This window comes from Shimia sp. R9_1 (assembly GCF_017743775.1).
In the GTDB taxonomy this organism is placed as follows: domain Bacteria; phylum Pseudomonadota; class Alphaproteobacteria; order Rhodobacterales; family Rhodobacteraceae; genus Shimia.
On sequence record NZ_JAGHRN010000001.1, the window covers coordinates 219,084 to 238,380 of the forward strand.

General features: G+C 60.0%; 20 protein-coding genes. 10 read left to right on the top strand and 10 right to left on the bottom strand.

Annotation, left to right across the window (positions count from 1 at the left end):
• Positions 1 to 2: 2 nt before the first annotated feature.
• Together J7399_RS01070 and J7399_RS01075 are read right to left on the bottom strand one after the other, a co-directional pair.
• Positions 3 to 2,879, bottom strand: coding sequence for a helicase-related protein (locus tag J7399_RS01070; RefSeq protein ID WP_209083642.1), 2,877 nt, complete (start codon positions 2,877 to 2,879; stop codon positions 3 to 5).
• 39 nt (positions 2,880 to 2,918) lie between these two features.
• The gene (locus J7399_RS01075) at positions 2,919 to 3,479 is read right to left on the bottom strand and encodes a tetratricopeptide repeat protein (protein WP_247738642.1); all 561 of its coding nucleotides are present in this window, start codon (positions 3,477 to 3,479) and stop codon (positions 2,919 to 2,921) included.
• A 124-nt stretch (positions 3,480 to 3,603) separates the two neighbouring features.
• Between J7399_RS01075 and J7399_RS01080 the strand changes: the two genes are divergently transcribed.
• From J7399_RS01080 to J7399_RS01090, 3 genes are all read left to right on the top strand, one after another.
• On the top strand, positions 3,604 to 3,894 hold the full coding sequence (locus J7399_RS01080; protein ID WP_209060674.1) for an SCP2 sterol-binding domain-containing protein: 291 nt from the start codon (positions 3,604 to 3,606) through the stop codon (positions 3,892 to 3,894).
• A complete protein-coding gene (locus J7399_RS01085; protein ID WP_209083643.1) occupies positions 3,894 to 4,844 on the top strand; it encodes an alpha/beta hydrolase in 951 nt (316 codons plus the stop codon). The genes J7399_RS01080 and J7399_RS01085 overlap by 1 nt, the downstream gene beginning before the upstream one ends.
• Before the next feature lie 189 nt (positions 4,845 to 5,033).
• On the top strand, positions 5,034 to 6,851 hold the full coding sequence (locus J7399_RS01090; protein WP_209083645.1) for a M3 family oligoendopeptidase: 1,818 nt from the start codon (positions 5,034 to 5,036) through the stop codon (positions 6,849 to 6,851).
• Between the two features lie 306 nt (positions 6,852 to 7,157).
• On the opposite strand, the gene J7399_RS01095 is transcribed toward J7399_RS01090, so the two are convergent.
• The 4 genes from J7399_RS01095 to J7399_RS01110 all read right to left on the bottom strand — a co-directional run bounded on the left by J7399_RS01095 (position 7,158) and on the right by J7399_RS01110 (position 8,830).
• On the bottom strand, positions 7,158 to 7,478 hold the full coding sequence (locus J7399_RS01095) for a hypothetical protein (protein WP_209060677.1): 321 nt from the start codon (positions 7,476 to 7,478) through the stop codon (positions 7,158 to 7,160).
• 24 nt (positions 7,479 to 7,502) lie between these two features.
• A complete protein-coding gene (locus J7399_RS01100; protein ID WP_209083647.1) occupies positions 7,503 to 7,964 on the bottom strand; it encodes a hypothetical protein in 462 nt (153 codons plus the stop codon).
• Between the two features lie 103 nt (positions 7,965 to 8,067).
• Positions 8,068 to 8,553, bottom strand: a complete 486-nt coding sequence (locus J7399_RS01105; RefSeq protein WP_209084737.1) for an NAD(P)H-dependent oxidoreductase — start codon at positions 8,551 to 8,553, stop codon at positions 8,068 to 8,070.
• A gap of 7 nt (positions 8,554 to 8,560) precedes the next feature.
• Positions 8,561 to 8,830 carry a DksA/TraR family C4-type zinc finger protein gene (locus J7399_RS01110; RefSeq protein ID WP_209060680.1) on the bottom strand — a complete coding sequence of 90 codons (270 nt, stop codon included), beginning with the start codon at positions 8,828 to 8,830 and terminating at the stop codon, positions 8,561 to 8,563.
• 138 nt (positions 8,831 to 8,968) lie between these two features.
• On the opposite strand from J7399_RS01110, the gene J7399_RS01115 reads away from it, so the two are divergent.
• Positions 8,969 to 10,156, top strand: coding sequence for a membrane dipeptidase (locus J7399_RS01115; protein WP_209083649.1), 1,188 nt, complete (start codon positions 8,969 to 8,971; stop codon positions 10,154 to 10,156).
• 76 nt (positions 10,157 to 10,232) lie between these two features.
• Here J7399_RS01115 and J7399_RS01120 read toward each other — a convergent pair whose 3' ends face one another.
• Both J7399_RS01120 and mazG read right to left on the bottom strand, forming a co-directional pair.
• Positions 10,233 to 11,246, bottom strand: a complete 1,014-nt coding sequence (locus J7399_RS01120) for a Fe(3+) ABC transporter substrate-binding protein (RefSeq protein ID WP_209060686.1) — start codon at positions 11,244 to 11,246, stop codon at positions 10,233 to 10,235.
• Between the two features lie 182 nt (positions 11,247 to 11,428).
• On the bottom strand, positions 11,429 to 12,259 hold the full coding sequence (mazG, locus tag J7399_RS01125) for a nucleoside triphosphate pyrophosphohydrolase (RefSeq protein ID WP_209083650.1): 831 nt from the start codon (positions 12,257 to 12,259) through the stop codon (positions 11,429 to 11,431).
• 63 nt (positions 12,260 to 12,322) lie between these two features.
• Between mazG and J7399_RS01130 the strand changes: the two genes are divergently transcribed.
• The 3 genes from J7399_RS01130 (at position 12,323) to J7399_RS01140 (ending at position 15,086) form a co-directional block, all read left to right on the top strand.
• Complete coding sequence (locus tag J7399_RS01130) at positions 12,323 to 13,483, top strand: M20 aminoacylase family protein (protein ID WP_209083652.1); 1,161 nt, start codon at positions 12,323 to 12,325, stop codon at positions 13,481 to 13,483.
• A 114-nt stretch (positions 13,484 to 13,597) separates the two neighbouring features.
• Positions 13,598 to 14,563: an agmatinase gene (gene speB, locus J7399_RS01135; protein WP_209083654.1), complete on the top strand. Its 966-nt coding sequence runs from the start codon at positions 13,598 to 13,600 to the stop codon at positions 14,561 to 14,563.
• A gap of 115 nt (positions 14,564 to 14,678) precedes the next feature.
• The gene (locus J7399_RS01140; protein ID WP_209083656.1) at positions 14,679 to 15,086 is read left to right on the top strand and encodes a DUF1499 domain-containing protein; all 408 of its coding nucleotides are present in this window, start codon (positions 14,679 to 14,681) and stop codon (positions 15,084 to 15,086) included.
• Here the strand turns inward: J7399_RS01140 and J7399_RS01145 are convergent.
• Complete coding sequence (locus J7399_RS01145) at positions 15,006 to 15,296, bottom strand: hypothetical protein (protein WP_247742751.1); 291 nt, start codon at positions 15,294 to 15,296, stop codon at positions 15,006 to 15,008. The genes J7399_RS01140 and J7399_RS01145 overlap by 81 nt on opposite strands.
• A gap of 83 nt (positions 15,297 to 15,379) precedes the next feature.
• Here J7399_RS01145 and prfA point away from each other — a divergent pair, with 83 nt between their 5' ends.
• From prfA to J7399_RS01160, 3 genes are all read left to right on the top strand, one after another.
• The gene (gene prfA / locus J7399_RS01150; protein ID WP_209083657.1) at positions 15,380 to 16,429 is read left to right on the top strand and encodes a peptide chain release factor 1; all 1,050 of its coding nucleotides are present in this window, start codon (positions 15,380 to 15,382) and stop codon (positions 16,427 to 16,429) included.
• Complete coding sequence (gene prmC / locus J7399_RS01155) at positions 16,426 to 17,265, top strand: peptide chain release factor N(5)-glutamine methyltransferase (RefSeq protein ID WP_348539414.1); 840 nt, start codon at positions 16,426 to 16,428, stop codon at positions 17,263 to 17,265. Before prfA ends, prmC begins: the two co-directional genes overlap by 4 nt.
• 219 nt (positions 17,266 to 17,484) lie before the next feature.
• Entirely contained in the window at positions 17,485 to 18,105 is a 621-nt protein-coding gene (locus J7399_RS01160; protein ID WP_209062007.1) for a DUF4167 domain-containing protein, read from the top strand.
• An 82-nt stretch (positions 18,106 to 18,187) separates the two neighbouring features.
• On the opposite strand, the gene J7399_RS01165 is transcribed toward J7399_RS01160, so the two are convergent.
• Positions 18,188 to 19,156 carry a Gfo/Idh/MocA family oxidoreductase gene (locus J7399_RS01165; RefSeq protein WP_209083658.1) on the bottom strand — a complete coding sequence of 323 codons (969 nt, stop codon included), beginning with the start codon at positions 19,154 to 19,156 and terminating at the stop codon, positions 18,188 to 18,190.
• Positions 19,157 to 19,297: the final 141 nt, after the last annotated feature.

Consider the following 19,297-nt stretch of genomic DNA (forward strand, 5'->3'; position numbering starts at 1 on the left):
CGTCAGTCCTTGGACTTCAGCCCCATAAGCGCTGCGGCAAAGGGGTTGTCCGGATCAATCGCCTTCTCCTTTTTGGGAGGACGGGATTGGAACTGTTTGGGGCCATTGTCGCGACGTGGGCCTTTGCCTTTTGGCTTGCCACCTTTGCCGCGCGGTTTGTCTCCGCCCTGCGTGTCGTTGCGGCGCTTGTTGCCGCCTTGAGCGTTGCCACCGCGACGCTGACCACCACGGTTGCCACCTTGACGACCGGCCCAGGTGAAGGTGTAAAACACTTCCACCTCAGGCGCTTGTGCTTCCGCATCAGCGGCAGTCTCAGCGTCTTGCGCAGGCGCCTCTGCAGCCGCGGCTTCCGCTTCCGGCGCGTCCGCAACGGCCACTTCAGCGGCAGCCTCACCGGCTGCGTCTTCGGTAGGCGCTTCCGCAGGTACCTCAGCGGCGGCTTCCTCTGCCGGTGCTTCGCTGGCGTCAGCTTCGGCTGCTGGCGCAGCTTCTGGCGCGGCCTTCACCTTTTCACGCTCGCCTTTCTCGGCAGCATAGCCCAGACCCTGCATAAGGTCGGCAAACTGCTCCAGCGTCATGCCGGTGATCGACAGCATGTCAGCCTTGGCTTCAAAGCCGCCACGGCTGTCTTCCGCGCGCAGCATATCTGCCAGACGCTCCAGCATATCGATACGGATCGCGCGTTCACCAGCGGCGCGGTAGCCCGCCATGGCGTGATAGCCACGCGGCAGGCTGGTGCCCGATGGCACGGTCACGAGACCCGGAGGCGGTGCTTCGGGGAACTCCTGCAGGCCTTGCGCCAAGGACCACAGCACCAAACGCAGACGGGTTGGCGCAGGCTTCAGCAGCAGCGGCATGAAGATGGTGAACTGACCAAAGCGGATGCCGTGCTTGCGCAGCGCGCCACGGGCGTCCTGATCCAGCTCTTTGACTTCGGTGGCCACGTCACCGCGCGGGATGATGCCCAGCGCTTCGACCATGCGGAAGGCAAAGCCACGGGCCAGGCCTGTCAGCTCTTCGTCGCGGCTGAGGTTCAACAGCGGTTCAAACAGCGCGGCGATCTTGCGATCGATGAAGTGCTGCAGGCGGCGCTCAACCTTCTGAGCAACCTCGGCACCGGCCTCGTCATCCACAAACACGGAAATACCGGGCTTGAGCGGATCGTCACCGGCCACCAACTTACCGACAGCCTGTTCGCCCCACATGAGGCCACCCTGCTCGGTGAAGTCGATTTCCGTATCCGGCGCGTTATAGAAGCGGTCCGCGCGCAGATGGAACTGCGGCGCGAGGGCTTGCAAGCTCGCCTGTTTCAGCGTCTTGGCTTCCTGCCCGCTGGCTTCTTTGTCCGCGATGAAACGGAACCCTTCAAGACGACCGACGAATTCTCCTTCGACGGTCACCTCACCCTTGTCATTCACTTCGGCCAAAAGGGCCTCCTTCTGCTTGAGCCGGCGCAAAAGCACTGACGTGCGCCGATCCACAAATCTCTGCGTCAAACGCTCGTGTAAAGCATCCGACAGGCGATCTTCTACCGCGCGCGTTTCGCCACGCCAATGATTTTCATCACTCACCCAGTTATTGCGCTGTGCGACATAAGTCCACGTCCGTATAAACGCCAATCGTTTTGACAGTGCGTCAATGTCGCCATCGGTGCGATCAAGCCGTTTGACCTGTCGCGCCATCCAGTCATCCGGCACCCGTCCGCTCTCATGCAGGAAACCGAAGATTCGCTCGATCATCTGAGCGTGTTCGGCGTGGCTGATGCCGCGGAAATCCGGAATGCGGCAGACGTCCCACAGCAGGCGCACGGATTTGCCGTCGCTGGCGCGGGCCTGAATTTCGGCCTCTGCCGCCACCGTTTTCAGCGCCCGGAGATCATCGGCCTCCCGCGCTTTCATCAAAAGCGGATCATCCGGCGCTTCTTCGAGCGAGCGGATCAGCGCGTCCACCTTGCCAAACTCCAGCCGCGCGTTGCGCCAGTTGAGTTTCTGCACCGGGGTGAAGCGGTGATCCATGATCGCCTCAGCCACGCCTTCGTCCAGAGGTGGCGCTTCACCGGTCACCCCAAAGGTGCCGTGGCTCATGCCCCGCCCTGCCCGTCCGGCAATCTGCGCAAGCTCGTTTGGCGCCAAAGGGCGCATACGACGGCCGTCAAATTTGGTGGTGGATGCAAAAGCCACATGGTCAATATCGAGATTGAGGCCCATGCCGATGGCATCGGTCGCCACCAGATAATCCACATCGCCGTTCTGATAGAGCGCCACCTGCGCGTTGCGCGTGCGCGGGCTGAGCGCGCCCATCACAACAGCCGCCCCGCCTTTCTGACGGCGGATCAGCTCGGCAATGGCATAGACGCTATCCACGGAAAACCCAACAATCGCAGAGCGCGGCTGCATCCGGCTGATCTTGCGGCTGCCGGAATAGCTGAGTGTGGACATACGCTCACGGCGCATGAACTGCGCCTCAGGCACCAGCTCCGCAATGGTGCCGCGCATGGTGTCGCTGCCCAGAAACAGGGTTTCCTGCGTGCCGCGCATCCGCAGCAGCCGGTCGGTAAAGACATGCCCGCGCTCGGGATCGGCGCAAAGCTGGATTTCGTCTATCGCCACAAAATCCGCACCAAGACCTTCCGGCATCGCCTCAACCGTGGCCACCCAATATTGGGCGCGCGGCGGCACGATGCGTTCTTCGCCGGTGACCAGCGCCACCACAGAGGGCCCGCGCGCGGCCACGATCCGGTCATAGACCTCTCGTGCCAGAAGGCGCAGAGGCAAGCCAATCACGCCTGTGCGATAGCCCAACATGCGCTCGATCGCATAATGCGTCTTGCCCGTGTTGGTGGGACCCAACACTGCGGTGATCCGCCGATCTGCGGCCATATCTTTGCCTAGCTCTTGGTCGTGGTCGTCTGATCTTGCTTAAAGCGATTTACCGCGCACCTGCGGCTCGAGTCGCTCCAAGGCCTCTGTTAGGCCTGCCTGATGGGGATGTATAGCCTTGACCTGCAGATAGGCTTCATAGGCGTCTTCCGGCTTGCCCATCTGATCCAGCATCACCGCCAGCCCCATGATCGCATCAAAATGCTGCGGATTTAGAGCCAGAACATGCTCCAGATCGCTGATCGCAGGCCCGTAAAGATCCAGCGCATAGAAGGTGCGCGCGCGCTCGGCCCAGCCCTGGGCGAATTCCGGCGCATGATCTGTCAGGGCTGTCGCATGGGCCAGAGCCGCCTGCAGATCCTCCACCTCGATGGCTTTGCGGGTGCGGCGCAACAGATAATCCGCGCTGGCAGAACCCGAGGCGTCCCAGATGTGGCGAATTTGTCCCGCCAGACGGTCTGCCTCACCGGGATCGGCATCGGCCAAGGCAGCCAGCAGAGCGCCCACATCCTGCGTATCCGCCGCCTGTTCGGCAGCGCTTTCAGCCGCGTCCTGCGCCTGTGCCGGTCCTGCGGCAATCACGGGTTGCAAAATCCCCATTGCGATAGGAATTGCCGCGACGATAAGTTTGAGACGACTCGGTAAGTTGACCATAACGTAAATTATTGTAGCCCTTGCACATGTGATTCCCAAGATGTGCACAACAAAGTGAAGGATCAAGCAGATGAGCGATATCGTAACTGCCGCAGTGACCGCCCTGACCGAAAAACTCGGCGGTGAGAGCTTTGACGGCTCCGCCAAATTTGCCATCGAAGGCGAAGGCGCCATCATCATCGACGCAGACGGCGTGCGCGCAGGCGACGAAGACGCTGATGTGACCATGACCGCGGATGTGGAAACATTCCAGGCCATCCTCGAAGGTGAGCTGAACCCAACCGCCGCTTTCATGTCCGGCAAGCTGGCGATTGATGGCGACATGGGTGCCGCCATGAAACTGGGCGGCGTTTTATCCTGATGAGTTTGCAGCGCGCCCCCTTTTATCATGACGTTGCCGAAGGCTCTGAGGCACATGCCTATTGGGTCAAGGCGGAAGACGGGGTGCGCTTGCGCTTTGCCCATTGGCAGCGCGAAGCGGCCGCTGGCCCGACCAAGGGCACAGTGCTGCTGTTTCCGGGCCGCACCGAATATGTGGAAAAATATGGCCGCGCGGCCGCAGATTTTGGCGCGCGCGGTTATGAAATGATCGCCATTGACTGGCGCGGTCAGGGTTTGGCTGATCGACTGATCAAAAATCCGATCGCCGGATATGTCGGTCACTTTGATGATTTTCAGCGCGACGTCGCCGCCGTGATGGCGGCTGTCGAGACGCTGGATCTTCCCAAACCCTACCATCTGGTCGGCCACTCCATGGGTGGCTGCATCGGGCTGCGCGCGATCTATGACGGCTTGCCGGTGAACTCCGCGGTCTTCTCTGGGCCGATGTGGGGCATTCATCTTTCCCCCACCATGCGCCCAACCGCCTGGGTCACCAGCGCGCTTTCCAAAGTCTTTGGCTTTGACCAGATGATTTCACCGGGCACCAGCGACACAACCTATGTGCTGGATCAGGATTTTGACGGCAACGCTTTGACCAAAGACGCGGGCATGTACGCCTATATGCAACGTCAGATGACGGATCATCCTGACCTCTCACTGGCCGGCCCCAGCCTACGCTGGGTCTATGAGGCGCTGGTGGAATGCCGCAAGCTTGAAAAAAAGGCCTCTCCAGACACGCCTTGCCTCACCTTCCTTGGAGCGGATGAGCAGATCGTGGACACCAGCGCCATTCACGACCGCATGCGCCGCTGGCCCAACGGCACGCTGGATATCGTGCCTGCCGGAGAACACGAGGTGTTGATGGAAGTGCCAGAAAGCCGCAATCGCATCTTTGATGACTGCGCCGCCTTCTTTGCCGAACACAGCTAAGCGCCAGCCAGCCTTTTCTCATTCGCAAAATATCCCGGGGTGAATGGCACAGCTCGCTGTGACAGAGGGGCTGGCCCCTCTCTCTTTGCGAACGTCGTAAACGCGCGCCCATCGCTGCTGCCCCTTGAACCTCCCCCGCCGCTCTGCCTATCTGAGCGACATCAGTTATTCACAACACAGGGTGCTTTCATGCTGAACCTTCCGTTTCCCGTCCGCGATGCCAATGCGTCTTCTGGCACGCAAGAATTCGGCGATCTGCCCGAATGGGATCTGAGCGATCTTTACGCGGGGGACGACGCGCCGGAGCTGATCGCGGATCTGGAGTGGCTTGAGGGCGAATGTGCCGCCTTTGCCGCCGATTATGAGGGCAAGCTTGCCGGGCTTTCTGCGGCGGACCTGCTCACCTGTGTGCAGCGCAACGAGAAGATTTCTCAGATCTCCGGCCGCATCATGTCTTATGCAGGGCTGCGCTACTATCAGCTGACCACCGATGCAGAACGCGCGCAGTTTATGGCGAATATGCAGGAGAAGCTGACCAATTTCTCCACGCCTCTGGTGTTCTTTACGCTGGAACTCAACCGCATCGAAGATGACACACTGGCCGCAGCCTGTGCAGAAAACCAAGAGCTGGCGCGCTATGAGCCGGTCTTCCGCCGCATTCGCGCAATGAAGCCGCACCAGCTGTCTGACGAGCTGGAGAAGTTCCTGCACGATCTCGGCGTGGTCGGCGACGCCTGGGAGCGCCTGTTTGACGAAACAATTGCGGGGCTGACCTTTGACGTGCTTGGCGAAGAGTACAACATCGAAGGCACGCTGAACTTCCTGACCGATCCGGATCGTGAAAAGCGGGAAGCCGCTGCCCATGAGCTGGCGCGGGTTTTCAACGACAACATCAAGATCTTCTCCCGCGTGCACAACACCGCCGCCAAGGAAAAAGAAGTGCTCGACCGTTGGCGCAATATGCCAAGCGCGCAGACTGGCCGCCACCTTTCCAATGATGTGGAACCCGAAGTGGTTGAAGCGCTGCGCGATGCGGTTGTGGCCGCCTACCCCAAACTGTCCCACCGCTACTATGAGCTGAAGCGCAAATGGCTGGGGCTGGACCGCATGCAGGTCTGGGACCGCAACGCGCCGCTGCCGATGGAAGATCCCTCCACCGTGGATTGGGCCACCGCGCAGAAAACCGTGATGGATGCCTATAACGCCTTTGATCCGCGCATGGGTGAAATTGCAGAGCCGTTCTTCACCAAAGGCTGGATTGATGCAGGCGTGAAGCCAGGCAAGGCACCGGGTGCTTTTGCGCATCCCACCGTGACCAGCGTGCATCCCTATGTGATGCTGAACTATCTAGGCAAACCGCGCGACGTGATGACGCTTGCGCATGAGCTGGGTCATGGCGTGCATCAGGTGTTGGCGGCAGAACAGGGCGAAATGCTCTCCTCCACCCCGCTGACACTGGCAGAAACCGCCTCTGTCTTTGGCGAAATGCTGACTTTCCGCGCGATGCTTGATACGGCCGAAACCCAAGAGCAGCGCAAGATCCTGCTGGCGGGCAAGGTTGAGGACATGATCAACACGGTTGTGCGCCAGATTGCCTTCTATGACTTTGAATGCAAATTGCACGCCGCCCGCCGTGAAAGCGAGCTGACCCCGGAAGACATCAACGCGATCTGGATGTCGGTGCAGGCGGAAAGCCTCGGCGAAGCCTTTGACTTCATGGAAGGCTACGAGACCTTCTGGGCCTATATCCCGCACTTCGTGCATTCGCCGTTCTATGTCTACGCCTACGCCTTTGGTGACGGCCTCGTAAACGCGCTCTATGCGGTTTACGCGGAAGGGGACGCAGGTTTTGAGGACAAGTATTTTGACATGCTCAAGGCAGGTGGCTCCAAACACCACAAAGAGCTGCTGGCGCCTTTCGGTCTGGACGCCTCTGATCCGAAATTCTGGGACAAGGGCCTGTCGATGATTTCGTCCATGATCGACGAACTGGAAGCGATGGAGTGAGCAACTGACCGGGGCTTTGCCCCGGCATTCGCTCCAGTGGACGGTTTGAGCTTCGAACGGGCGGAGCCCCAACACTCAATGGGGTGCATCCCTAAATCACGCTGAGAAACCGGAGCCCCTGCTCCGGTTTTTTCGTTTAAAAACATCGTCCTGAAAATCTGAAACGCTTGGTTGCCACCAAAGCGCAGGAGGCGAAGCCGACCAGCCCCCGACCCTCCCCCAAGGGAGGGGGCTTCACCCCCACCCAGGGTCGGGGGCCGGTCTTTGCGACTGACAATAGTCGTAGCAGATTTGTTGGACGATGATCTAGACCGCCGCCAAAATCGTGCTGACAATCAGGTCTTTCATGCTGTTCATCAGGTGTTTGACCCGCGCCCGCGCGATGCCCTTGGCGGATATTGCCAAGAGCTCTGCGTTGTCGGCTTTCATCTTCATCAGGAACTTCAGCTCAAATTCCGAGAGCTTGCCTTCCGCAAAGAGCTTTGCATAGCGGCGGATGTCTTCCTCGGACTCTTTCACAAAGGCTTTCAAATCCCGCTCTGCCTCATTGGCAAAGGTCTTGGCCGCATTTTTGACCAGGTCCGCCAATCCGTCCTGGATCGCGTCTAATATCGCGTCTGTGTCCATGATCTCTCTCCTTGCCCGCGGGCGTTACTGTTCGATGTCAGCACAAGCGGTGGCTTGGCCTTTGTTCGCTTCCAAACAGATCAGGCGATCAAAGCTGAAGGTGATGTTCTTTTTGAACTCATGGATGAATGCACTGTCTGCACTCACGCCGCCGGGGAACTCTGTGCGCCAAGCGGTGAGAAAACCGCCCACCAGATTGCCATCGGGATCACGCAATTTATCCCAGATATCAGCGGCTTCTTCGTTGTTCTCAATGCCGTTGGCAAACTCATAGGCCACGTCCATATCCAGCAGCAACGCCTCAGCAGCCGCCCGGTTGGCGCTGTAACTGCCGTTGGCTTTGCTCACCAGTTTGAGCGTTTTGGCCTTGGCCTCGGTGGCGTAGGTGTAGGCTTGCAGCGAATAATCAGCGTAGTTGGTGCAAGCGGCGAGAAGTAAGGCAAGCGCAAAGAGCGCGGCCTTTTTGGGGAAATACAACATAAACATACCCAAAATCCCAAAAACAAATAAGGGACATGGTACACTGCCGCGCGCGTTTCACCAAATCTGCATCAGCAAAGCGATGCCGAGCCGCAAACAGTCTCGCGCCTCAGAACACCCCAAGCGCCAGCCCCGCAGAAAGCGCGGCGCCAAGGTCACCGCAGGGGGCAAGCTCCGCCTCGGAAAGAGTTTTCTCAGCCAGGATCGCCTCCGGTGTCTGCGCATGGGTGCAGACAATCAGCGCGGGCTGCACCTCCTTGAGCCGCCAACCCGTGGCGATGCGTGCCAGTTGCCGCGCAGCACCTGCGCCGTCTGATCCGGCACAAATCATCTGCGCATAAGGCCGCCCCTCAATCTGCCCCAGAACGGGATAATAGCACCGATCAAAGAACTCTTTCATCGCGCCCGAGAGCGTTGCGAGGTTTTCCGGTGCGCAGAAGAGATAGCCCGTTGCGGCCAACAGATCTTCCGGCTGGGCGTCTTCTGCCCGCAGCAAACGCGCTGCGCCCTCCACCTGCGCGGCAGCAAAGGCGGCTTCGGCCATCTGACGACTGCCGCCGGTGCGGGAGTGGTAGACAATCAGCAAGCTCATCAGAGGGGTCTCACTTCAACTGGCTGTCTTTGGAGCCGCGCCGGTTGATTCCGCCACGGGCCTGATAGGCGCTATCGCGCTCCTGCTGACATTCAATGCAGAGCTTCACACCCGGCCGCGCAAGGCGACGCGCTTCGGGGATTTCCTCTTCGCATTCCGCGCAGAACCTGAGGCTCTCACCCACCGGTTGACGCTGCGCCTGAAGACGGGCCAGCTCATCGTTGATGCTGGCCTCGATCTGTTCGCTCACCGCGCCATCTTTTGCCCAACCACCAGCCATGTGATCCTCCTTTGCCCTTCCCCCAATCTAAGCACACCACCGGCAAGGAGCAACGCCCCGCCCCGACGTAAAGCTTTGAGAATGCCCCCTTTCGGGCCTAGGCTCTGCACAAGGCAAGGGTGCATCGGGGGAGAACATATGCGCACATTCGGCAAATGGTTGGGTAGGCTGCTTTTGACTTTGGCTGTGGCGGTGGCTGCGTTTTTGATCGTGGCGCCGGGGCATGTGGAAAGATCCCGCAACGCGATCACCAGCGAGGGCGGTTTTCCGGTCAGTGATGTGGCGCGCAGATTGCACGGTGACCTTGTCATTGGTGACTGGCATGCTGACACGCTGCTTTGGAAACGCGATGTTCTGGACCGCGCGGATCGCGGCCATGTGGACCTGCCCCGTCTGATTGAGGGCAATGTGGCGCTGCAGGTGTTCACCGCTGTGACCAAATCTCCGGCCGGGCAGAACTATGAGGAAAACTCCGCAGATGCGCGCGACAACATCACCCTGTTGGCGGTTGGACAACTCTGGCCTGCGCGCACCTGGGATTCTATCTTTGAGCGCGCGGTCTATCAGGCGGAGCGCCTGCAAAAGGCCGAGGCAGACTCCGGCGGGCAATTGCGCATTCTGCGCAGCAGCGCCGACATCGACGCGCTGCTTGCGGACCGCGACGCGGGGCAGACCGTTGTTGGCGGTATGCTGGGCATCGAAGGGGCGCACCCTTTGGAGGGCGACATCGCCAACCTGCAAAGACTGCAGGACGAAGGCTACCGCGTGATTGGTCTGCAGCACTTCTTTGACAACGCGCTGGGTGGCTCCCTGCACGGGATTGGCAACAAAGGGCTGACCGACTTTGGCCGCGAGGTGGTCAGCGCCATCACAGAGCGCAATCTGGTGCTTGATCTCGCCCACTCCAGCCCGAAGGTGGCAGAAGAGGTCATCGCGTTGACCGACATTCCCCTGATCGTCAGCCACACCGGTATCTACGGAAATTGCCCCGTGAAACGGAACTACGAAGACGCGCTGATGCAGGCGATCGTGGCCAATGGCGCAGCAGATGGCGGCGGCGTTGTGGGGATCGGCTACTGGGCAGATGTGACCTGCGATGACAGCCCTGCCGGGGTTGCCAAAACCGTGAAAGCGGCGGTGGACCTGCTTGGGGAAGACCACGTGTCGCTGGGCTCCGATTATGACGGCTCGGTCGCCACAGCCTTTGACACATCCCAGCTCGTCGCGCTGACCCACGCGCTGATTGAGGTAGGTCTGAGCGAAGCGCAAATCCGCAAGGTTATGGGAGAGAATATGCTGCGGGTGCTCAAGGCACGGTTGGGCTGATAGAGGCTGTAGCGCAACAAAAAAGGGCGGCCTCTCGGGGCCGCCCTTTGGCATTCTATCGCGCTATCGCGTGGCCTCAGCCGTCAAAATCGACTTCTTCAACCAGCTTGAGCGCCTCGGCGCGGTGACCGGCGAGGGTCATCAGGTTCACATCGTCAGCCGTGAATTCGCCCCAGCTCTGCACCAATGGGTCCGCTTCCATGCCCGGTGCAATCGGGTATTCGAAGTTGGCGGAGGCATAGACTTCCTGTGCTTTGGAGCCGGTCAGGAATTCCATCATCTTGATGGCGTTTTCCTTGTTGGGCGCAGCTTTGGTCAGCGCAATGCCGGAGATGTTCACGTGGGTGCCGCCGTCTTCAAAGGTCGGGAAGACGATGTTCACGCTGTCGGCCCAAGCCTGCTGCTCTGTGTCTTTGAGCATTTTGCCCATGTAGTAGGTGTTGCCCACAGCGAGGTCACATTCGCCGGCCCAGATCGCCTTGACCTGCGCGCGGTCGTTGCCCTGCGGCTTGCGCGCGAGGTTGTTTTTCACGCCTTCCAGCCAGGTTTTGGCTTCGGCTTCGCCGTGATGCTCGATCACAGCGGAGGTCAGAGCGACGTTATAGGCATGGGTGCCGGAACGGGTGCAGATGCGGCCTTCCCATTTCGGGTCTGCGAGATCCTCATAGGTGGTGACTTCGCCCTCTGCGACGCGGTCTTTGGAAGCGTAGACAATCCGTGCGCGGGTGGTCAGGCCAAACCAGTGGCCTTCCGGATCACGGTAAGCTTCCGGCACATTGGCGGCGATCACATCGCTGATCACAGGCTGAGTTACACCGGCCTCAACCACCGCGTTCAGGCGGGAGATATCAACGGTCAGCACCAGATCGGCAGGGGAGCGATCCCCCTCTGCCTGCAGACGCTCCACCATGCCTTTTTTGAGGTAGGCCACATTCACCTTGATGCCGGTTTCTTCGGTAAAGGCATCGGTCAGCGGCTTGATCAGCTCTGGCTGACGGTAGGAGTAGACGTTGACTTCATCAGCCATCGCCGGCGCAGCCACGGCCGCTGCGGCAAAAGCAAAAATGGAGGTGGAAAGCGCTTTGGTCATGTCATCCCTCACGGTGTCATGGTTTCGATGGGCTGCGTTAAATTTGAGTTTTTCAGTCAGGTCAATACCTGAACAAATTATTCAGGTTTGATATTTGCGTGAACGGAGGCGTCGCAGCGCCAAATCCTGCGCCCCTGTTTGGCGCAGGTTTCAGGGGCAAGTCGCCCGCTCAGACGCGGGTTTTACCCCTGCCCTTTGGCCGCTTTCTCTTCGGCCTTGACCGCATCCCAGAGCGCATCCATCTCGACCAGATCGCTCTGCTCCGGACGTTTGCCTTGGGCCGCGAGCTTGGCCTCAACCCCTTCAAAACGCCGCACAAATTTGGCGTTTGTGGCGCGCAGGGCGGCTTCGGGATCAATCTTGAGATGCCGCGCGAGATTGGCCATCACAAAGAGAAGGTCGCCAAACTCCTCCTCAATCTCATCTTGGGTCAACCGGTCACGTGCCTCGGCAAGCTCACCGGCCTCTTCCACAATCTTATCAACCACTTGCTCGGTATCCGGCCAGTCAAATCCCACACGTGCGGCGCGTTTTTGCAGCTTCACGGCGCGCAGCAAGGCAGGCAGGCCCAGAGCCACACCATCCAGCGTGCCCTCCTGCGCCTTTCCGGCACGCTCCGCCGCCTTCACGGTCTCCCAATCGCGGGTCTGCTGCTCGGCGGATTTGTCGCGGCTTTCATCGCCAAAGACATGCGGATGCCGCGCGACCATCTTGTCAGACATGGTGTCTGCCACCTGATCAAAGGTGAAAAGCCCCTTCTCAGCCGCCATCTGGGCGTGAAACACCGATTGAAACAGCAGATCGCCCAACTCGCCTTTCAGCTCATCCCAGGCCTCACGCTCAATCGCATCGGCCACCTCATAGGCCTCCTCAATGGTGTAAGGCGCGATGGTGGCGAAATCCTGCTCGATATCCCAAGGGCAGCCATGGTCCGGATCCCGCAAACGGCGCATAATCTCCAAAAGGCGCGGCATGCCGCCATTGGGATCAAGGATAAGGGGGTCTTCGGCCATTGCGCTACGCTCCAGTCTTTGGTTTGGAGGCATCTGAGCGAATTGATGGAGGGGAGTCCAGACATGCCAATCGTGAATCGCATCGCAGATTACGCGGAAGAGATGAAAACATGGCGGCATCACCTGCACGCCCACCCGGAGTTGGAATTTGACTGCGTGGAAACGGCGGCCTTTGTGGTGGAGCGTCTGAAAGAGTTTGGCGTGGATGAAATCCACGGAGGCATCGCCAAAACCGGCGTGGTCGCGATCATCAATGGTGAAGGCGACGGCGAGACCATTGGTCTGCGCGCAGATATGGACGCCTTGCCCATGGATGAAATCACCGGCGCAGAATACGCCAGCACGGTCGCAGGCAAAATGCACGCCTGTGGTCATGACGGGCACACCACCATGCTGCTCGGGGCGGCCAAATACCTTGCCGAGACCCGCAATTTCTCTGGCCGTGTGGCGTTGATCTTCCAACCTGCCGAGGAAGAAGGCGGCGGCGGCAACATCATGGTGCAGGAAGGCGTGATGGAACGCTTTGATGTCAAAGAGGTCTATGCGCTGCACAATGTGCCGGGCCAGCCTCTGGGCAGCTTTCATACCACGCCGGGGCCGATCATGGCGGCAGTGGATACCTTCACCATCCACATTCAGGGCAAGGGCGGCCATGGGGCCTACCCGCAGGACACGGTTGATCCGGTGGTGGCTGCAGTGGCCATGGTCAATGCGATCCAGACCATTGTCAGCCGTAACCACGACACCCGCCAGCAGGCAGTGGTCTCGGTGACGCAGATCCATGCGGGCAGCGCCAACAATGTGATCCCCGATGGCGGCTTCATCAATGGCACCATCCGCACCTTTGACAAGGATGTGCAGGCGATGATCCACCGCCGCCTTGAGGAGATTTCAAAAGGCACCGCAGCCGCTTACGGGCTGGACGCGACGCTGGAGCTGGATGTGGATTACCCAGCCACCATCAACCACCCCAAGCAGACCCATTTTGCCGCTGACGTCGCCCGCGAGATCGCCGGGGAGGCCAATGTGGATGCTGAGCAGTGGATGGAAATGGGTGCGGAAGATTTCTCCTACATGCTGGAAGCGCGCCCCGGGGCTTATCTCTTCCTTGGTGCGGGCGAAGGCGCCGGGTTGCACCACCCGGCCTTTGACTTCAACGACGAGATCAGCCCGATTGGCGCGTCTTTCTTTGCCAAGCTCGTGGAAACGGCACAGCCGCGCTGATCCACCCCAGATTTTAGGCAGCAGCCTCACAACAAGCCCTTCCGCAATCGGGAGGGCTTGACCTTTTTGTGTCTACAGACGAAATTTGATCAAATTTTCAGATGAGGACTCCCCATGGCGCTCGAAGATGCCAAAACCCAGGTCGACAATGCCTTCACGCGCAAAGCGCCGCACGGATTGAGCTTTGAAAACACCTTTGGGGGGGCCACGTCCTTTCTGCGCCGCCGCTACTCCAAAGATCTGACAGGTGTCGACATCGCTGTGACGGGCGTGCCGTTTGACATGGCGGTGACCAACCGCCCCGGCACCCGCCTTGGCCCGCGCGCCATCCGCGAAGCCAGCGCCATTCAGGCCTTTGATCCGCCCTATGGCTGGGGCTATGACCCGATGACCGAACTCAGCATCGTGGACTATGGCGATCTGGCCTTTGACTATGCGCGGGTGATGGAGTTCCCCGACGCGCTGACCAGTCACATCCGCAGCATTCTGGAGACCGACACCGCCAGCATTGCGCTGGGTGGGGATCACTACATCACCTACCCGATCCTGAAGGCCTATGCCGAAAAGTTCGGCCCCATGAGCCTTTTGCAATTTGACGCCCACACAGACACTTGGGCCGATGATGAGCCGAACCGGATCGACCATGGCACCATGCTTTACAAAGCGGTGAAAGACGGGCTTGTGGATCCCTCGCGCTCGGTTCAGGTGGGGATCCGCACCGAGAACCCGGACACGCTTGGCTTCAACATCATTGATGCGCGCGAAGTGCATGTGAATGGCCCTGTGGCAGTGGCGGAGAAGATCAAAGGCATTCTGGGCGACCACCCGACCTATCTGACCTTTGACATCGACGGGCTTGATCCCGCCTTTGCGCCCGGCACCGGCACTCCGGTCTGGGGTGGTCTGTCCAGCGGTCAGGCCAGCATCATCCTGCGCGATATTGCCGGCATCAATATGGTGGGCGGCGATGTGGTTGAGGTGTCTCCGCCGTTTGACACCACCGGCGCAACCGCCGTTGCTGGGGCCCATGTGGCGCTCGAACTGATCTGTCTGTGGGGGTGGACGCGGCGGAAAGCTTGACGCGCCCCGCATCTGCTTTGATGCTGATCCACAACAGAGGCGGCAGCGTATCATGAAGGACGCGGGCGAAGACCTTGCCCGCAAACAAAAAACCACCTCTCACAGGAGACCGACGATGAGCTATATCTGGGTATTTTTTGCGGTGGTGGCGCTTCTGGCGGTCTATGTGCGTTTGGCGCCGAGTGATCCGGCAAAATGGCATGTGGCGACGCAATTTGATCAAAACAGCGACGGCGAGAACAGCGCCCGCCGGATTGTTGACACCGGCCCCGACGGCCTCACCCGTTTGAACGAGATTGCGCTGAGCACACCGCGCACAACGGTGCTCGCTGGCGCGCTTGAGGACGGCATGATCACCTATGTGACCCGCTCCAAGCTGCTGTCTTATCCGGATTACACCACCGCCCAACAGGTCGGTGACACGCTCAAGATCAACGCGCGCTCACGATTTGGGAAAAAGGACTTCGGTGTGAATGCCAAACGCATCGAGGCTTGGATCGCGGCTCTGGGGCAACGGGGATAGGTTGGAGCTGAGGCACCCGGGCGAGATTTCGCGCCACATCGGCACATTCAGCGACATCTGACATTGCGCCATAAACATGCGCCCATCGACCTGCAAACAGATGGTTTCGCCAAGCTCGATCCGCTGCCCCTGTTTGTCGGTGCAATAGCAATCCACCGGCACGCCGTTGATCATCCCATCCGCCATGGCGGGGGGCGCAAAGAGCATCATCACCACAAACAACCGTCTCATAAGGCCATGCTACACCAAAAGGCGGCCCTTGACCAAACCCCGAGATTGTCCCACTTAGCGACATGGTTCCGATAGAGCGACTACATCAGATCACCCAGCGTTTTGAGTTCCTTGAGGCGCAGATGGCCGAAGGCGGCGGCGACATTGCTGCGCTGGCCAAGGAATATGCCGATCTCAAGCCCGTGGTGGAGCAGATCGCAGCGTATCAGCGCCTGCTTTCCGACATTGAGGAAGCCGAAGAGATGCTCGGCGATCCCGATATGAAAGCGCTTGCCGAAGAAGAGCTGCCAGAGCTGCGTGCGGCTGTGCCCGAGGCAGAACACGCCCTGCAGCTCGCGCTTTTGCCCAAAGACGCAGCAGACGCCCGCCCGGCCATTCTGGAAATCCGCCCTGGCACCGGCGGCGATGAGGCCGCGCTTTTTGCAGGCGACCTGCTGCGCATGTATCAGCGCTATGCCGAAGCGCGCGGCTGGAAGCTTGAAATCCTTGAGGAAAACGCCACCGAACTTGGCGGCATCAAGGAAGTGGTTGCCCATATCAAAGGCGAAAACGTCTTTGCTCGGATGAAGTTTGAATCCGGCGTGCACCGCGTGCAGCGAGTGCCCACCACCGAAAGCGGCGGGCGCATCCATACCTCGGCAGCCACTGTCGCCGTGCTGCCGGAAGCCGAAGACGTGGACATTCATATCGACGCCAGTGACATCCGCATCGACACCATGCGCTCCTCAGGCTCCGGCGGTCAGCACGTGAACACCACCGACTCGGCTGTGCGGATCACCCACCTGCCCACTGGCATCATCGTGACCAGCTCGGAGAAATCCCAGCACCGCAACCGTGAGATTGCCATGCAGGTTCTGAAAACCCGCCTGTTTGATCTGGAGCGCCAGCGCATTGCTGATGAGCGTGCCGCTGATCGGGCTGGCCAGGTGGGCTCGGGTGACCGCTCAGAACGCATCCGCACCTACAACTTCCCGCAGGGCCGCATGACCGACCACCGCATCAACCTCACGCTTTATAAGCTGGATCAGGTGATGCAGGGCGATCTGGATGAAACCATCGACGCGCTCACCGCAGACGCACAGGCGGCGGCACTGGCGGAGATGGAAGGGTGAGCCTGACCATCACTGACCTGATCAAACAGGCGCAGAACTCTCTCACCGCAGGCGCCATAGACAGCGCCGCACGTGATGCGCGGTTTCTGGTGGCCAAAGCGGTCGACATTCCTGCCGACCGGCTCACGCTTGAAGCGCGCAGCGAAGCGACGCTGGCGCAGCAAACCGCCCTGCTCGGCCTTGTCGCCCGCCGCCTGTCGCGCGAGCCTTTGTCGCATATTCTGGGCAAACGGGCCTTCTTCAATCACAGCTTTGCGGTCACTGCGGCCACCCTTGACCCGCGCCCGGAAACCGAGACCCTGGTGCTTGAGGCGTTAAAGCGCCCCTTCAAATCCGTGCTCGATCTCGGCACAGGCACCGGTGCCATCGCGATTTCCCTGTTGGCAGAGCGGCCCGACGCGCACGGCACCGCCACAGATGTCTCCGCCGACGCGCTCGCGGTCGCACGCCAGAACGCGGATGCGATTGGCGTTGCTGATCGGCTGACGCTGACGGAAAGCAATTGGTTTGCCGCCGTTGAGGGCAGCTTTGACCTCATCGTGTCCAACCCGCCTTATATCGCATTGGTTGAAATGGACGCCCTCGCGCCGGAGCTGTCTTATGAGCCGCGCATAGCATTGACAGATGAAGCAGACGGGCTCACCGCCTACCGCGCCATCACCAAAGGCGCGCCAGACCATCTTGCGCCCGCGGGTTGGCTGATGGTGGAAATCGGCTGGCAGCAGGGGCCGGATGTGACCGCGCTTTTTGAGGAGGCCGGTTTGCAAAACGTCGCTGTGCTGCCGGATCTGGATGGGCGTGACCGCGTGGTGATCGGGCAAAAACACCCAACATAACGAGATATTTTTGCAATTGAGCGCATTCTAGACAGAAAACCTCTTGTGTGAGAACCAAATGCGCCATATCAAGTTCGTGTCCTTTTGCTGGATGCCCTATTTTCAGGGCCGTCCCGATCGGACACCAAGCCACAAATTGTCGCCCCCCGGAAGACAGAGCGCACGAGGCGTGAAACGGGATGAGCGACCGCCATGGACCAAGGCTGGATTGCTGAAAACATGAGATCTTCGAAGTCACGTTCGCGGAATAAGTCAAACCGCAACCGTCCCTCCGGCAATATCGTCAACCGTGTGTTTGACAGTTCCGGCCCGGAAGGAAAAGTACGCGGCACCCCACAACAGGTGATCGACAAATACAACCAGCTGGCCCGCGACAGCCAGCTTTCCAATGACCGTGTTGCGACGGAGAACTTCCAGCAGCACGCAGAGCATTACCAGCGCATGCTGAATGAAGCGCAGCGCGAGCAAGAGGCGCGCCGCGAAGAGCAAGAACGCCAGAACCGTGAGCGCCAGGCAGAGCGTGATCGCGAGCGCCGCGAACGTATGGAACGCCAGGAACGTGAGGCCAACGGTGGCGAGGGCAAAGCCCAGCCGCAGGCGGACGAAGCGATGCCAACGGTGGACCCGTCTGAGGCCGAACAGCCTGATCTGATCGTGGATGTGGCCGAAGAAAGCGCTCTGGTAGAAACACCGGAAACGCAGCCGGAAGCGCCAAAGCCTGCGCCCAAGAAAGCGCCACGCAAGCGCGCGCCGCGCAAGAAGGCCCCTGCCCCAGCGGCAGAAGACGCCCCGGCGGAAGCCCCTGCGCCAGAAGCGGAAAGCAACGACGCGGCCGAATAAGCCAACTCTGCTAAACACATTCAAAAGCCCTCGGTGGAGATCCTCCCCCGAGGGCTTTTTCATTTGAAAGGCGTGGCTGCGCTTAAGCGGTGGCAAGCACCTGGTCCACCATGGCCTGCGTGCCACGGGCCTGCTCCAGCGGCCAAAGGTAAGCCTCACCTGTCCGCAGCGCATGCCCAAAGGCCTCCACCTGCAGCACATAGTGGTTCACACCGGGGAACCGCTCCACGCGGCGGCTTTGATCGGGCCGTGACAGCACCAGCTCCGCCTGATCAAACACGGCGGCATTGAAAGGACACGTCAGGCTCATCACCCCGGCGTCGCCATGAAAATGCACTTCCTGACGCGGAGCCATGCGGATGGCGGTGTAGCCCTGATAGGTGAAGCTGGGGAAAGTGAAGCTCATATCGGCAAAGAGGTCGATGCCGTTTTCCATCTGCACCCGCGTGTGATCCAGCGAGACCGGCTCCTCTCCGGTGACAAAACGCGCGCCGCCCAGCACGTAACAGCCGATGTCGCGCAAGCCGCCGCCGCCGATATCAGCCTGATTGCGGATGTTGGCAGGATCATCATTGAAATAGGAAAACACCGCATTCACATGGCGCAGCGTGCCTATGGCCCCCTCCTCCAGCAGTGCCTTGGCGCGCTGCCACTGCGGGTGATGCACAATCATGAAGGCCTCTGCCGCCAGAATACCGGCCTTGTCCCGCGCGGCGATCAGACGGTCGATCTCTGCCACATCCATGCCAATCGGCTTTTCGCAGAGCACCGCCTTACCGGCCTCAAGCGTCTTGATCGCCCATTCCACATGCAAATGGTTGGGCAGCGGGATGTAGACCGCATCAATCTCCGGATCGGCGAGCAGTGCCTCATAGCTTGTGTGGTGACGCAGCCCCGGCGCAAAAGCCTCAAAAGCGGCAACTTTCTCCGCGCTGGAGCTCGCCACCGCCGCCAGCTGTGCGCCTTTGGCGGCATGGATCGCCGGCCCCATGTGATTGAGGGCAAAATTTGCCGCCCCAAGAATACCCCATCGAATGGTTTTGTCAGACATGTTAGCGCTCCCTCCCTCTGATCGTGCAGAGCCTAGTCTCCGCTTTCCCTAGAGGCAACCGCCCGCATCATCTGTGAGATCACAGATCCATGAGCCAAGGTAGGCCGCAATGAAAAACGCCGATCCTGAAAGGACCGGCGC